This is a genomic window from Roseovarius sp. (assembly GCF_048262375.1).
Lineage (GTDB): Bacteria > Pseudomonadota > Alphaproteobacteria > Rhodobacterales > Rhodobacteraceae > Roseovarius.
The window spans coordinates 323,451-337,432 of the sequence record NZ_JBLXFE010000001.1 but is presented as its reverse complement, the minus strand read 5'-3'; the positions used below and the strand labels follow the sequence as shown (position 1 = coordinate 337,432).

The 13,982-nt window shown below is 63.5% G+C and carries 12 protein-coding genes; 1 reads left to right on the top strand and 11 read right to left on the bottom strand.

From position 1 onward, the window contains the following. Positions 1-51: 51 nt before the first annotated feature. Genes ftsA through ACN0SW_RS01645 form a run of 9 tightly spaced genes read right to left on the bottom strand, consistent with a single transcriptional unit; the run spans position 52 to position 9,313 of the window. A complete protein-coding gene (gene ftsA, locus ACN0SW_RS01685; RefSeq protein ID WP_417726147.1) occupies positions 52-1,386 on the bottom strand; it encodes a cell division protein FtsA in 1,335 nt (444 codons plus the stop codon). A 3-nt stretch (positions 1,387-1,389) separates the two neighbouring features. Beyond that, entirely contained in the window at positions 1,390-2,259 is an 870-nt protein-coding gene (locus ACN0SW_RS01680; RefSeq protein ID WP_417726146.1) for a cell division protein FtsQ/DivIB, read from the bottom strand. Beyond that, positions 2,247-3,170, bottom strand: a complete 924-nt coding sequence (locus ACN0SW_RS01675; RefSeq protein WP_417726145.1) for a D-alanine--D-alanine ligase — start codon at positions 3,168-3,170, stop codon at positions 2,247-2,249. The genes ACN0SW_RS01680 and ACN0SW_RS01675 overlap by 13 nt, the downstream gene beginning before the upstream one ends. A 51-nt stretch (positions 3,171-3,221) precedes the next feature. Next, positions 3,222-4,163, bottom strand: coding sequence for a UDP-N-acetylmuramate dehydrogenase (gene murB / locus ACN0SW_RS01670; RefSeq protein ID WP_417726320.1), 942 nt, complete (start codon positions 4,161-4,163; stop codon positions 3,222-3,224). Between the two features lie 55 nt (positions 4,164-4,218). Further along, positions 4,219-4,464, bottom strand: a complete 246-nt coding sequence (locus ACN0SW_RS01665) for a DUF2484 family protein (protein WP_417726144.1) — start codon at positions 4,462-4,464, stop codon at positions 4,219-4,221. Then, positions 4,461-5,648 (bottom strand): APC family permease, encoded by a 1,188-nt coding sequence (locus ACN0SW_RS01660; RefSeq protein WP_417726143.1) that lies wholly within the window; start codon positions 5,646-5,648, stop codon positions 4,461-4,463. Before ACN0SW_RS01660 ends, ACN0SW_RS01665 begins: the two co-directional genes overlap by 4 nt. A gap of 4 nt (positions 5,649-5,652) precedes the next feature. Then, on the bottom strand, positions 5,653-7,050 hold the full coding sequence (gene murC, locus ACN0SW_RS01655) for a UDP-N-acetylmuramate--L-alanine ligase (protein ID WP_417726142.1): 1,398 nt from the start codon (positions 7,048-7,050) through the stop codon (positions 5,653-5,655). After that, entirely contained in the window at positions 7,047-8,153 is a 1,107-nt protein-coding gene (gene murG, locus ACN0SW_RS01650; protein WP_417726141.1) for an undecaprenyldiphospho-muramoylpentapeptide beta-N-acetylglucosaminyltransferase, read from the bottom strand. Before murG ends, murC begins: the two co-directional genes overlap by 4 nt. Then, positions 8,150-9,313, bottom strand: a complete 1,164-nt coding sequence (locus ACN0SW_RS01645) for a peptidoglycan glycosyltransferase FtsW (RefSeq protein WP_417726140.1) — start codon at positions 9,311-9,313, stop codon at positions 8,150-8,152. The genes murG and ACN0SW_RS01645 overlap by 4 nt, the downstream gene beginning before the upstream one ends. 126 nt (positions 9,314-9,439) lie before the next feature. On the opposite strand from ACN0SW_RS01645, the gene ACN0SW_RS01640 reads away from it, so the two are divergent. Next, the gene (locus ACN0SW_RS01640; RefSeq protein WP_417726139.1) at positions 9,440-10,636 is read left to right on the top strand and encodes an NAD(P)/FAD-dependent oxidoreductase; all 1,197 of its coding nucleotides are present in this window, start codon (positions 9,440-9,442) and stop codon (positions 10,634-10,636) included. Positions 10,637-10,835: 199 nt separating this feature from the next. On the opposite strand, the gene scpA is transcribed toward ACN0SW_RS01640, so the two are convergent. Together scpA and ACN0SW_RS01630 are read right to left on the bottom strand one after the other, a co-directional pair. Further along, positions 10,836-12,965, bottom strand: a complete 2,130-nt coding sequence (gene scpA / locus ACN0SW_RS01635; RefSeq protein ID WP_417726138.1) for a methylmalonyl-CoA mutase — start codon at positions 12,963-12,965, stop codon at positions 10,836-10,838. Continuing rightward, positions 12,937-13,872 (bottom strand): hypothetical protein, encoded by a 936-nt coding sequence (locus ACN0SW_RS01630; protein ID WP_417726137.1) that lies wholly within the window; start codon positions 13,870-13,872, stop codon positions 12,937-12,939. Before ACN0SW_RS01630 ends, scpA begins: the two co-directional genes overlap by 29 nt. Positions 13,873-13,982: the final 110 nt, after the last annotated feature.

Genomic DNA, 13,982 nt, shown 5'->3' with positions numbered 1-13,982 from the left:
ACATTCTCGGCCTTTTTCGCGGGATTTCGCCGATGACGCCACATATAGCGGTCACCAGTTGTCCCGAAACCATTTCATCGCGCGCTTGAGCGACCGCGCCGGATAGCGATCGACGGGAATCTCGAAATCCCACCATTCGTCCTGCGGATTGGCCGCAAAGAGGCACATGCCCACAGCACTGGCAAATCCCGCCCCGGTTGCCGCCTGCGGCAGGCCGTGCACCCGCAGGGGCCGCCCCAGCCGCACCTGCTGACCCAGTATCTTGCTCGCCAGCCCGTCCAGTCCAGGGATCTGGCTGCCGCCCCCGGTCAAAACGATCTGTTGGCTGGGCAGATGATCGAACCCCGCCGCATCCAGCCGCGCGCGCACCTCTTCCAGAATTTCCTCAACCCTCGGACGCATGATCCCGATCAACTCGGCCCGGCTCACGCGGCGGCGGTCATGCTCATAATCGCCGGTATCGCCCCCTATCTCGATCATCTCGCGGTCATCCATGCCGGTGGCCACAACCCCACCATAGAATGTCTTGATCCGCTCGGCGGTGGCCTGCGGCACCTGCAATCCCATGGAAATGTCATTGGTCACATGGTCGCCGCCCATACGCACGCTATCGGCATAGATCATGTGCTTTTTGATAAAGATCGACACACCCGACGTGCCGCCGCCCAGATCAATACAGGCCGCGCCCAGTTCCTGTTCGTCCTCGACCAAGGCGGCAATGCCTGACACATAGGCAGAGCTGGCAACCCCGGCCAGTTCCAGATCACAGCGCTTGACGCAATAGGCAAGGTTCTGGATCGCAGCGCCATCAACCGTCAGCATATGCATGTCGGTGGACAAAACCTGCCCCATCTGCCCGCGCGGATCAATCAGACCGCTGCGGTGGTCCAGCGCAAAATTGACCGGCTGCGCATGCAGCACCTCACGCCCCTCACCGAAATCCGGCACATCGCAGGCGCTCAGCACACGGCTGATGTCCTGCTCGCTGACGGTATGGCCTTCCAACTCGACCTGACCGGCCAGACCATAGCTGCGCGGACCCGCGCCCGAAAAACAGGCGATCACATGATCGACCCGGATATTCGCCATCTTCTGCGCCGCTTGTACGGCGGTGCGAATGGCGCGCTCGGTCTCGGCCATGGCGTCGATCTCGCCAAAGCGCACGCCGCGTGACCGGGTCGTCGCCGCCCCGATCACCCGAAACCCGGCCTGACCAGCCATCCGGCCGATGCCTTCGGCCTCGTGCAACCGCTCTGTGCCGTCAAAGCGCAGCACCAGACAGGCGATCTTGGACGTGCCGACATCCAGCACCGCGACCACACCGCGTTGCATCGCCACCTTGCGCATATGGCGCATCGCCCTCTGGGATTCATACAGCTCGATCATCGTTCAGTTCATCCCCAAGCTCATCTGTGTTATCTGCCACCACTCTTCCATGGCGTGTTCGTTCAACCGGATGGTCGGGCGGGCGGCGATCCGCATATCAACCGCCACCAGATCCCGCGCCAGCATGTCCTGCGCCCCATTGAGCACCATCACCCGCTCCAGTGACCGCACGGCCCCGGTCTCGGGCAAAAGAATGCGTTTGCCATCGGCCAAGACCAGATCCCAGCGGCGCGCACCCATCCGCACAAGACCGCGCATCTCAAGACCCATCGGAGCCGCAGCGCGCAGGATCTCCAGTGCCTCGGCCACCTGCTCGGGCGCACCATCCCCGGCAATCACCGGCAAATCGGCCCGTTCGCCCCGAACCGCCACAACGCCGATCACCTCGCCCTCGATATCGACCACATTGATTGCATCGCGCGTCCGCCAGAGCGCGACAGGCACGCGTTCGGTAATCTCGGCCACCATCACGCCCCCCTGCCGGATCCGCACTTCGGCGCGCGCCACGGCGGGCAATTCCTCGATCATCACCCGAATATCATCAAGCACGAGATCGAACGAACTCGCCGGAAGATCATAGGGGAATATCTCGCGGATATCCTCCTGCACACTGACGCTGGCACCTTCGACCGATAAAAGATTGACCATGAATTCCGGCCGCGTCTCAATCTGGTGACGCAGTTCCGCGACCTGCTCCACCAGCGCGGTGCGGCGGCCCTCATCGCCCAGATAACCGCCAATGATCCCCGCCACCACAAGCACCGGCGGCCCAAACCGGATCAGGCAACGATAGAGCGGCGTGAGCATGAGCCGTTCCAGCCGATAGGACAAACGCGACGGTGCGGGATCTGCGCGCGGGATCACCGGTTGCATGACGCATCCTCCACCATCCAGCGGCACAACTCGGGAAAGGACAGGCCCAGCGCTTGCGCCTGTTCCGGCGCCAGCGAGGTGGGCGTCATCCCCGGCTGCGTATTGGTCTCAAGCAGGATCAGCCCGTCCAGCCCCTTGGCCTCGTTCCAACGAAAATCGGTGCGGCTCACCCCACGACAGCCCAGAACCGCATGGGCCCTCAGCGCATAATCGAGACAGGCGTCGAAAATCTCCTGCGGCACGTCGGCAGGCACCACGTGGCGCGAACCGCCGGGCTTGTATTTGGCATCATAGTCATACCAGCCCTCGGTCAGAATATCCGTGACCGTCAGGGCGCGGTCGCCCACAACCGTCGTCGTCAGCTCGCGCCCCGGCGCATAGGCCTCGACCATAACCACATCGGGCATGTCGTCCGATAACGCAGGTGGACGATTGGCACCGGCCTCGACCAGATAGACCCCGACCGAAGACCCCTCATTATATGGCTTGACCACATAGGGCGGCGGCATCACATGCCGCGTCCGCACCTCATCGCGCCGCGCCAGCACACTCTCCACCACCGGCAGACCGGCGGCACGATAGGCCACCTTGGTCCGCTCCTTGTCCATGGCGAGCGCAGAGCTCAACACGCCCGAATGGGTATAGGGCAGGCCGAGCCATTCCAGCACCCCCTGCACACACCCGTCCTCGCCCCAACGCCCGTGCAGGGCATTAAAGACAACGTCCGGCTTTATCTCTTGTAAGCGCGCGCACAGGTCCGCCGCAGCATCCAGCTCGACCACGTCATACCCTGCTTCCCTCAACGCGACGGCGCATTCACGTCCTGAAGAGAGCGACACTTCCCTCTCCGCCGAGGGGCCGCCCATGATCACCGCCACTTTCGGGGTTGTTCTGCTCGAACCAACCACCATGTGCCTCAATGTCCCGAGCCGGTTCACCGGCCCTGTTGTAGTGTTGTTTTGTTAGTCTGCCTGAGGGCTTTCGCCCGGAGCCGGTTCACCGACCCTCATGATTTCCCACTCTAACTCTATTCCACGCATTTGAAAAACCTTTTTTCGCACCTCTTCGCCAAGTCCTTCAAGATCGGCGGCAGTGGCCCCGCCGGTGTTGATCAGGAAATTGGGATGCATCTCGCTCATCTGCGCCGCACCGCGCCTTGCCCCGCGCAGCCCGGCCTCTTCGATCACCTTCCAGGCTTTGAGATCATGCACGTCCCCGGCCTGCCCGGTCGAAGAAAACCCCGCCGGGTTGCGAAATGTGCTGCCTGCGCTGCGCTCTTTGGTGGGCTGTGTCGCATCGCGCTTGGCGATCTGCTCGGCCATCCTGACCTCCAGCGCCGCCGGATCGCCTGCCTCCCCCTCAAATGTCGCCTCGACGATCACCCAACCCTCTGGCAAAACACTGTGCCGATAGGCAAATTTCAGCGCATCGGGCGTCAGCGTGACCACCTCCCCCGCCCGCGTCACCACCTTGGCTTCGACCAGATGATCCGCCACATAGGACCCGTAACAACCCGCATTCATCCGCACCGCCCCGCCGATGCTTCCCGGAATGGTGCGCAGGAATGTCACATCGACCCCGGCCTCTGCCGCCCGCCGCGCCACATGCGCATCCAGCGCAGCGGCCCCTGCAATCACCCGGCTCCCCTCGACCCGAATAGCGTTGAATCCACGCCCCAACCGGATAACCACCGCGTGCAGCCCACCATCGCGCACGATCAGGTTGCTGCCCACCCCCATGGGAAACACCGGCACGGACGCATCCAGCCCAGCCAGAAATGCCACCAGATCCGGCAGATCCGCCGGTTGAAACAGCCAATCGGCCGGCCCGCCGACGCGCAGCCAGGTCAGGTCGGCCAAGGGCCTGTTTGGGGTCAGCGTGCCCCGAGCGTCCGGCAAAGTCATCATGGCTGCGGTTCTGCCCTTCGACGCGCCCAAGGTAAAGCCCCCTGCGCCAATCCTAGCCCAAAATTCGCCGCAGCCACCGCCCGAGATAAATCACCGGCCAGCGCAGCACGCTCATCCCCGCAACCATCACCAACAGGCCAATCCACGGCCCATTCTGCCAGGTCACAAAGCCCAGGATCGGCACGCCCACCGCAATCAGCACATAGGCCCGCCGCCAGTAGTTGTTGCGGCTTGGCAGCATCGCCAGCACATTCGCCGCCACCGCCCAGAGACAGGCCAGAACCAGAGACACCGTCATCCCATACCTCCAACGCTCACGCCCAAGGCGGCCAATGCGGCCACCAGACCAAAGACCGGCACCGCCATCGGCACCCTAAACGCCGCCTCCGGCACCCGCCGTTTCATCATGATCAGCGCGCCATTGACCAACACAAAGACCGACAACAGCAGCATCGAGGTCACCCCCGCCAGATCCGCCACCGGCAAGGCCAGAGCCCCGCCAACCACCGCCACACCAATCAGCATGGTTGCGCGCACCGGCGTGCCAAACCGCGGGTGCGCGTGGTGAAACCCGGACAACCAGACGCTGCGCCGCCCCAGACCAAACAGAACCCGGCTTGCCATCACAATCTGCGCCAGCACGCCGTTCAGTGCCGCCACCGCCGCGATCAGCGACAAGAATGTGGCGCTGCCGCCCTGCCCGACCTGCCACACCAACGCCAAAGGTTGCTCGCTGACGCTAAGCTGATCCAGCGGCACCGCCCGCACCGCCGCCCAACTGACCAGCCCATAAAGCAGGCTTGCGATGACCAATGACAACACGATCGCCTGTGGCAGGGTGCGTTCAGGCGTGCGCACCTCTTCCGCCATGTTGACGATATCCTCAAAGCCGATGAAGGCGAAAAACGCCAGCACCGCCCCCGCCGTGACCCCCGACCAGACAATTTCCGCAGGCATCTCAAAATCGGCCACCGGCACCGCGTTGAACCCCGCGAAAACCACCATGCCCAGCCCCAGAATCTCGACCACCGTGAAAAGCGCCGCAAGGGCCAGACTCTCCAGCACGCCGATCACCGCCACCGCCGCCAGCGCGACACCGATCACCACCACGCTCGGTCCCATTGGCAGCCCCGTCACCGCACCCAGATAGCCAACACCGCCGCGCAGCACCGCCGCCGCCGACACAGCGCCAGCAAGAACGATTGCCAAACCCACCAGCGTACCCAGCCACGGCGCTTGCAGCCCCTTGGCGACAAAAGCCGCCTCGCCCGCCGCTTCTGGCAGACGGGTGGAAAACTCGGCATAGCTCAGCGCGGTGGGTGCCGCGACAATCCCGGCCAACACAAAGGAAATCGGGGCCCAGATCCCGGCTTGCGCGGCCACAGCACCCACCAGAACGTAAATCCCCGCCCCGACAATCACCCCGACGCCATACGCGGTCAGTAATCCAAGCCCGATCCTGCGTTTGAGGATCTCGGCCATCCGCCTATCCCTTAAGCCGCGCGGGCAGGCCGTTTGCCCAGGCACTGATCGTGCCCGCCCCCAGACAAACCACCATATCCCCCGGCCCGGCCTGTTCACGCACCAACCGCTCCAGATCATCCTCGTCGTGAATGGCGCGGGCATGACGATGACCATGGCGAATAAGCCCCGCCACCAGATCATCACGGCTCGCCCCCGGAATAGGCGCTTCGCCTGCGGCATAAACCTCGGCAATCGCCACCACATCGGCCTCGTTGAAGCAGCCACAGAAATCGTCAAACAGGCTCGACAGGCGGGTATACCGATGCGGCTGATGTACCGCGATCACCCGGCCCGTCGTCGCCTGACGTGCGGCGCGCAGCACGGCGGCAATCTCGACCGGGTGATGCCCGTAATCGTCGATGATGGTCACGCCATTCACTTCGCCCACACGGGTAAAGCGCCGGTTGACGCCACCAAAACTGGCCAAGGCGGCGCGGATTTCATCCAGCTTCATGCCCAGATGCCGCGCGACAGCCACAGCGCTCAGCGCATTGCTGACATTGTGATCGCCGGGCATCGGCAGGGTGCATCCTTCGATCATCCGCCCCTCGGCCTGAAGGGCCACGTCAAAATGCGCAACGCCCTTGTCGTAGGTCAGATTGACAGCCCGCACATCGGCCTGCGCGTTGAACCCATAGGTGACAACCCTCCGGTCGGTGATCCGCCCGACCAACGCCTGCACTTCTGGATGATCGGTGCAGCAGACCGCCAAACCGTAAAACGGGATATTGCTGACAAAGTCATAGAACCCTTGCCGCAACCGCTCGAAATCACCCCAATGCTCCATATGCTCGGGGTCTATGTTGGTGACGATGGCAATGGTTGCAGGCAGGCGGTTAAAGGTGCCGTCGCTCTCGTCGGCCTCGACCACCATCCATTCGCCCTGCCCCATGCGCGCATTGCTGCCATAGGCATGGATGATGCCGCCATTGACGACCGTCGGATCAATCCCGCCCTTGACCAAAAGCTCCGCCACCAGCGTCGTGGTCGTGGTCTTGCCATGGGTGCCCGCCACCGCGATGTTGGACTTGAGCCGCATCAACTCGGCCAGCATCTCGGCCCGGCGAACGACTGGCAAACCGCGCCTGCGCGCCTCGTCCAACTCGGGATTGCCGGGTTTGATGGCCGACGAGATCACCACCACCTCGGCACCCTCTAGGTTCTCTGCACGCTGCCCCTCAAAGACAGTGGCGCCAATCCCCGCCAGCCGCTCGGTGATGGGCGTGGGCTTGAGATCAGACCCCTGCACCCGGTAACCATGGTTGATCAACACCTCGGCAATCCCCGACATGCCGATACCACCGATCCCCACGAAATGAATGGGTCCAATATCGGTCGGTAGCTTGGTGGCTGCATTCATCGGCTCTGCCCTTTATTCGCAATGTCTTCGACCATATCGGCCAGATGTTTCGGCGCGTCCGGCATACCGCAGCTCAGCGCCGCCTGCGCCATCATCGACGCGCCCCTCGGATCGCTCAGAACAGCGGTGATCTGCTCGGACAGCCCCGCCTCGGACAACCGGCTCTCCGGGATCACGATCGCCCCGCCCGCCGCCGCCAAACCGCGCGCATTGGCGGCCTGATGATCGCCCGCTGCAGCCGCATAGGGGATCAGGATCGCAGGCCGGCCTATGATCGAAATATCGGCAAGGCTCGACGCCCCCGCCCGGCTGATCACCAGTTGCGCCTCAGACATCCGGCGCGGCACATCGCGGAAAAACGGCTGCACATCGGCGTCAATTCCTGCCTCGGCATAGAACCGCGCCACGCGGGTCATGTCCTCATCGCGCGCCTGATGGCTCACGCGGACATTGCGCAGGATCGCATCAGGAAGCGCGGCAATCGCGGCGGGCACCACATCGCTCAGAATGCGCGCCCCCTGAGAGCCGCCGATCACCAGCACCGACATCGGATAATCTCCGGGCGCGATATAGGCCGCCCCCGCCCGCTCCAGAACCGCCGCGCGCACCGGATTGCCCACATGCTCGGCTTGCGTGCCTTCGGGCAGGCTTGTCGGCCATGTGCCGCAAGCCACCAGATCGACCCGCCGCGCAAAAATGCGGTTCACACGTCCCAGAACCCCGTTCTGCTCGTGGACCATGCGCGGACGCCTCAGCGCCCACGCCGCCACCAGCGCCGGGATGCTCGGATAACCGCCAAAGCCCACCACGGCATCCGGCTTGTCGCGCAGCATCCGCAGGCTGGCTCCAATCACACCGCCCGCGATATGAAATGGCACCATCAGCTTGTTGAGAAACCCGCCCCGCGCAAAAGTGGCACTTGCCACCTGCTCGATTTCAACCGAATGCGGAAAGCCGCCAACATAGCGAGCGCCCCGCGCATCTGTTGACAGCCGCACCCGCCAGCCCCGGCGCAGCATCACCTCGGCCAGCGCCTGCGCGGGAAACATATGCCCGCCGGTTCCGCCCGCCGCGATGATCAAGAGAGGTTGTCGTTCGCTCACCGTCGCCCCCGCAGGATATCCCCGATCTGGCCCTGTGGCCGGGTCCGGGTAAAGGCTAGAAGCATGCCCACGGCAATCCCCCCTGCCACCACCGAAGAGCCACCATAGCTGACAAAGGGCAGGGTCATGCCCTTGGCCGGCAAGAGCCGCACCGCGACCCCCATGTTGATCATCGCCTGCGCACCGAACATCACCACAAGGCCAGTGCCCGCCAACCGGATGAACGGATCACGCTCGCGCATCAGCCGCAACAGCGAACGCACCACGACACTCGAATAGAGCGCGATGATACACAGCACCAGAACCAGCCCGTATTCTTCGGCCGCGACCGCAATGATGAAATCGGTATGGGCATCCGGCAGGCTCCACTTCACCTGCCCTTCGCCAACGCCTACACCAAAAAATCCGCCCTCGTGGATCGCATTGGTGGCAAAACCAAGCTGCGTTGTCGGGTCCACTTCTGCACTCAGAAATCCGTCGATCCGACGCGCGAAATGCTCGGAATTGGCATAGGCGAAACTGCCCACCAGCACCACGCCCCCGGCCATAGCCAAGAGCAGCGTCACCGGGGCCCCGGCCACAAAATACATCACCCCCCAGCCAAACAGCACCAGCGCCGCCTGTCCGAAATCGGGCTGCATGGCAAGAAAGGCCAGGATCACGAGCACCAGAAAAAACGACCAACTCATCCCCGGAGGCCCGTTCACCTGCTGGCTTGCCGCCATCATCCACGCGGCCATCACCACGAACATCGGCTTGAGAAACTCAGAAGGCTGCACCGAAGCGAAACCCAGACTGTACCACCGCACAGCGCCTTTGCCGAAATCCGTGCCCAGAACAGGCAACGCCATCAGTGCCACAAAGGCCGCAAGAAACCCCAGCACCGCCATGCGCCGCACCATCTCGGGGCGCATCATCGACACCAGCACCATCACCGCCAGCGCGATCCCGCCAAAGAGCGCCTGTCGCTGCACATAATGAAACGCGCCCAAACCATTCTTTTCCGCCAAAGGCGGCGAGGCGGCGAGGCCCAGCAGCATCCCGATACCGAACAGGATCAGAACGCAGGTCAGCGACCATTTGTCGATCGTACGCCACCATTTGGGAATGACGGGCTCTGCGTCCCGCAGGGGCACTGCCCCATAGACCATCTCTGTCATCTGACTGCCGCCTCATGCATCTTGCGCCCCTTTCCGGGGTCTAACACATATCCTAGCGTTATTTTCGCCTTAATGCTAGAACTATCCCCTTGCCAATCGGCGGGTTTTCGCGTCAGAGGCACGCCCATGCGCCACGCCTTCAACACTCTTATTCTCGGGGCCGGGGCCGCCGGCATGATGTGCGCGGCCCATGCCGGACCGGACACGCTGGTGATTGATCATGCCAAATCGCCGGGCGAGAAAATCCGCATCTCGGGCGGCGGGCGGTGCAATTTCACCAACCTCGGCACCGGGCCGGGCAATTTCCTGTCCCAGAACCCGCATTTCTGCAAATCGGCCCTGTCGCGCTACACCCAATGGGATTTTCTCGATCTGATCGCCCGCCACGGCATCGCTTGGCACGAGAAAACCCTGGGCCAGCTGTTTTGCGACGACAAGGCCACCCAGATTGTCGCCATGCTGGTCACGGAACTGCGCAATGCCGGGGCCGAACTCTGGCTTTCGACCCGGCTCACCGATCTTTCGCACGACGGCCACCAGTTCTGCGCCACGCTAGAGCGTGAGGGTCGGCGCATGACCGTCACCGCCCGCAACCTCGTGCTGGCGACGGGGGGCAAATCCATCCCCAAGATGGGGGCCACAGGCCTTGCCTATGACATCGCCCAGCGCTTTGGCCACCAGATCACCGAAACCCGCCCCGCCCTCGTGCCACTCACCTTTTCCGACGCACCCTTTGCCGGGCTCTCCGGCACCGCCCTGCCCGTGCGCGCCACCTGCGACGGGGTCAGTTTTGACGAGGCGGCGCTTTTCACCCATCGCGGCCTCTCTGGCCCTGCGATCCTGCAGATCTCATCCTTTTGGCACGAAGGTCAGACGATCACCCTTGATCTCGACCCCTCCGCCACGCTTTACGACGCGCTGCGCCGCCAGCGTCAGACGGCCGGTCGCCGCAACCTGACCACCGAACTCAGCCATCACCTGCCTGCCAAACTGGTGGCGCATCTCGCCCCGGCCCTTGGTCTTGCGGGCAATCTTGCGGATCAATCCGACGTGCGATTGGCCGAGATTACCGCCGCACTGCGCGACTGGCAGCTCAAACCGACCGGCACCGAAGGCTATCGCACCGCCGAAGTCACCCTTGGCGGCATCGCCACCGATGCGCTCTCCTCCAAGACCCTGCAATCCCGGCACCTCCCCGGCCTTTATGCCATCGGCGAAGCGGTGGACGTCACCGGCTGGCTCGGCGGCTATAATTTCCAATGGGCTTGGTCTTCGGGGTGGGCGGCAGGTGTGGCAATTGCCCAAGGTGAACCGGCGTCCTGAAGCATCCCGGTCAAATCAATGGCCGCCACGGCACGCCCCCGCCTGAAGGGGACGCCCGCCCCAGCTGACAAACCGCGCAGGGACCGTCCGCCGGGTGGGCGCTGCGCGGCAGAGCCTGCGGCGCCTTTGGTCCGCGCAAACGGGATGGGGTTCACGGCAGCAAGAGACTTACCCGCAACCGCCACCCCATCCTCTCGCCCTATCCCCGCGCTTCGCGGATGAGCCGCAGAATATCCTTGGCCGCCTCGGGAATATTTGTCCCCGGACCAAAGATTGCCTTGACCCCCGCCTTTTGCAGGAACGCATAATCCTGCTGCGGAATAACCCCGCCGCAGATCACGATGATGTCGCCCGCATCGCGCGCCCGCAGCGCCTCGATCAGCTTGGGCGCCAGGGTCTTATGCCCGGCCGCCTGAGAACTGATGCCAATCACATGCACATCATTGTCGATGGCGTCCTGCGCCGCCTCGTCCGGCGTCTGAAAGAGCGGCCCCACATCGACATCAAATCCGATATCGGCAAAGGCCGTGGCGATCACCTTGGCGCCCCGATCATGCCCGTCCTGCCCCATCTTGACCACCAACATCCGCGGCCTCCGCCCCTCTTCTTCGGCGAAATCCTCGACCGATTTCTGAATGGCGGCAAAGCCCGCATCGCCCTCATAGGCCGCACCGTAAACTCCGGCCAGCGTCTTGACCTCGGCGCGGTGCCGTCCGAATTCCTTTTCCAATGCCATGCTGATCTCTCCCACCGTGGCGCGTGCCCGCGCGGCATCGACCGCGGCGTCAAGCAGATTGCCCCCCTCGCGCGCACGGCGCGTCAACTCGTCCAGCGCGGCCTGACAGGCGGCCTCATCGCGGCTCGCCCGGATCCGCTCCAGCCGCGCGATCTGCGCCTCGCGCACCTTGTCATTGTCGATATCGAGGATGTCGATCGGATCTTCCTTGTCCTTGCGATACTTGTTGACGCCGACGATCACCTCGTCGCCCCGGTCGATCATCGCCTGCCGGGTTGCCGCCGTCTCCTCGATGCGCAGCTTGGGCATGCCGCTCTCGACCGCGCGGGTCATACCGCCCATCGCCTCGACCTCCTCGATCAGCGCCCAGGCCTTTTCGGCCAGATCATGCGTTAGCTTCTCGACGTAATAGGACCCTGCCAGCGGATCGACCACCTTCGTCACCCCGGTCTCTTCCTGCAGGATCAACTGCGTGTTGCGCGCAATCCGGGCACTGAAATCTGTAGGCAGGGCAATCGCCTCATCCAGCGCATTGGTGTGCAACGACTGCGTGCCCCCCAAAACCGCACTCATCGCCTCATAGGCGGTGCGGATCACGTTGTTATAGGGATCCTGCTCCTGCAAGCTCACGCCGCTGGTCTGGCAATGCGTACGCAGCATCTTGGATTTTTCGTCCTCAGCGCCGAATTCCGTCATGATCCGATGCCAGAGCAGACGCGCGGCGCGCAATTTGGCCGCCTCCATAAAGAAATTCATGCCAATGGCGAAAAAGAACGACAGGCGCGGCGCAAAGCTGTCCACATCCATGCCCGCCTCGATCGCCGCACGCACATATTCGCGGCCATCGGCCAGCGTATAGGCCAGCTCCTGCACAAGGTTCGCGCCCGCCTCCTGCATGTGATAGCCCGAAATCGAGATCGAATTGAATTTCGGCATATGCGCGGCGGTATAGGCGATGATATCCGATACGATCCGCATCGAGGGCTTGGGCGGATAGATATAGGTGTTGCGCACCATGAATTCTTTCAGAATATCATTCTGAATGGTGCCTGACAGCAGGCTCTTGTCATGCCCCTGCTCTTCGCCCGCGACGATGAAACTGGCCAGAACCGGGATCACCGCGCCATTCATGGTCATCGACACCGACACCTTGTCGAGCGGAATACCGTCAAACAGGATCTTCATATCCTCAACGCTGTCAATTGCGACACCCGCCTTGCCCACATCGCCCTCGACGCGCGGATGGTCGCTGTCGTAACCGCGATGCGTCGCCAGATCAAAGGCGACCGATACCCCCTGCTGGCCCGCTGCCAGATTGCGGCGGTAAAAGGCGTTCGATTCCTCAGCGGTCGAAAACCCGGCATATTGCCGGATGGTCCAAGGACGGCCCGCATACATCGTGGCCTTGACCCCGCGCGTGAATGGCGCCACGCCGGGGATTCCCCCCATATGCGGCAGGTCCGCCACGTCCTCAGCAGTATAGAGCGGCTCGACCGGAATACCTTCCAGCGTCTTCCATGTCAGCCCCTCAAGCGGACGGCCCCGCAGTTCCGCCGCCGCCAACTTACGCCAATCGTCTTTTTTCACAGCCATTCTGATGTCCTCTTGCATTCTGACCCGAGGGCAGGTGTCTCCCCGCCGCATCCAGTCCGGTTTCCTCACATAGTCGCGCCAGACCCTCCGCCCCGGCCGAGAGCCAGAACAAATCGTCGGCATAGGCCTCTTGCAGGGCCAATCTCTGATCCCGGCCAAAGGGCTGCCAGCGCCCCTCGCCCTCGGGCAATTGCGTCACGTCCCCACCCCGCGCCAACACGGCCCGGCGCAAACCCGCCAGATCGGGCGCGCGGTTCAGCCAGAGCCGCGACGCCTTGCGCGGCACTTGCGCCCCCCCGATCATCGCGTGCAAACGCTCTTCGGGGCGCCCGGCATAAACCTCATGTGGCAGAACCACCAATTCGACACCGGGCAGAGCGCAGGCCAGATCACCGATCACCTCCCGCCAATGGCGATTGACTGTCACCAGCCGGTCCAGATCATCCTGCCCCGGCACGCCGTGCCCCCGCGCCACGCCATAAGCCAGCACCGAGGCCCACCAACTGTCCTGCGCGCGCACCGACAGGGCCACGCGGGCAATCCGCCCGTCAAATGCATGCGCAAACCGGGCCACCCGCTCGCCAATACCGGGATATAGCCGCCCCCGGCGCAGATTGCGGCGCGGCGCGCCAATAATGTTCTCGTCGCTCACCAGCACCCGGTGCAGCCCCTGCCCCTGCATCTCGACCAGGCGCAGCGCAATGCGCCCGCGCGCACGCTCCAACTGCTGATTGGCGTGCAGGGCGCCCGCCAGCGGCATGACCCCGCGCAGCACCCCGTCGCGTGTCACGTCTGGCCCCCAGTAACCGATCCCCTGCGCCGTCAACGCGCCCGCATTGGCGCGCATATAATGCTGAAACGACGTCGAGGCGGTGCGATGCGCCCCCAGATGCAGGATGATCTCCATATCAGGTCTGGCCTTTCGAATCGCCGCGATCTGCGGCCGGAAACTGTTGTCTCCGATCCTGCGTCCAATTCCTGACCACGGGCTTAAGCGTGAAAAATTCAACCGCTCAC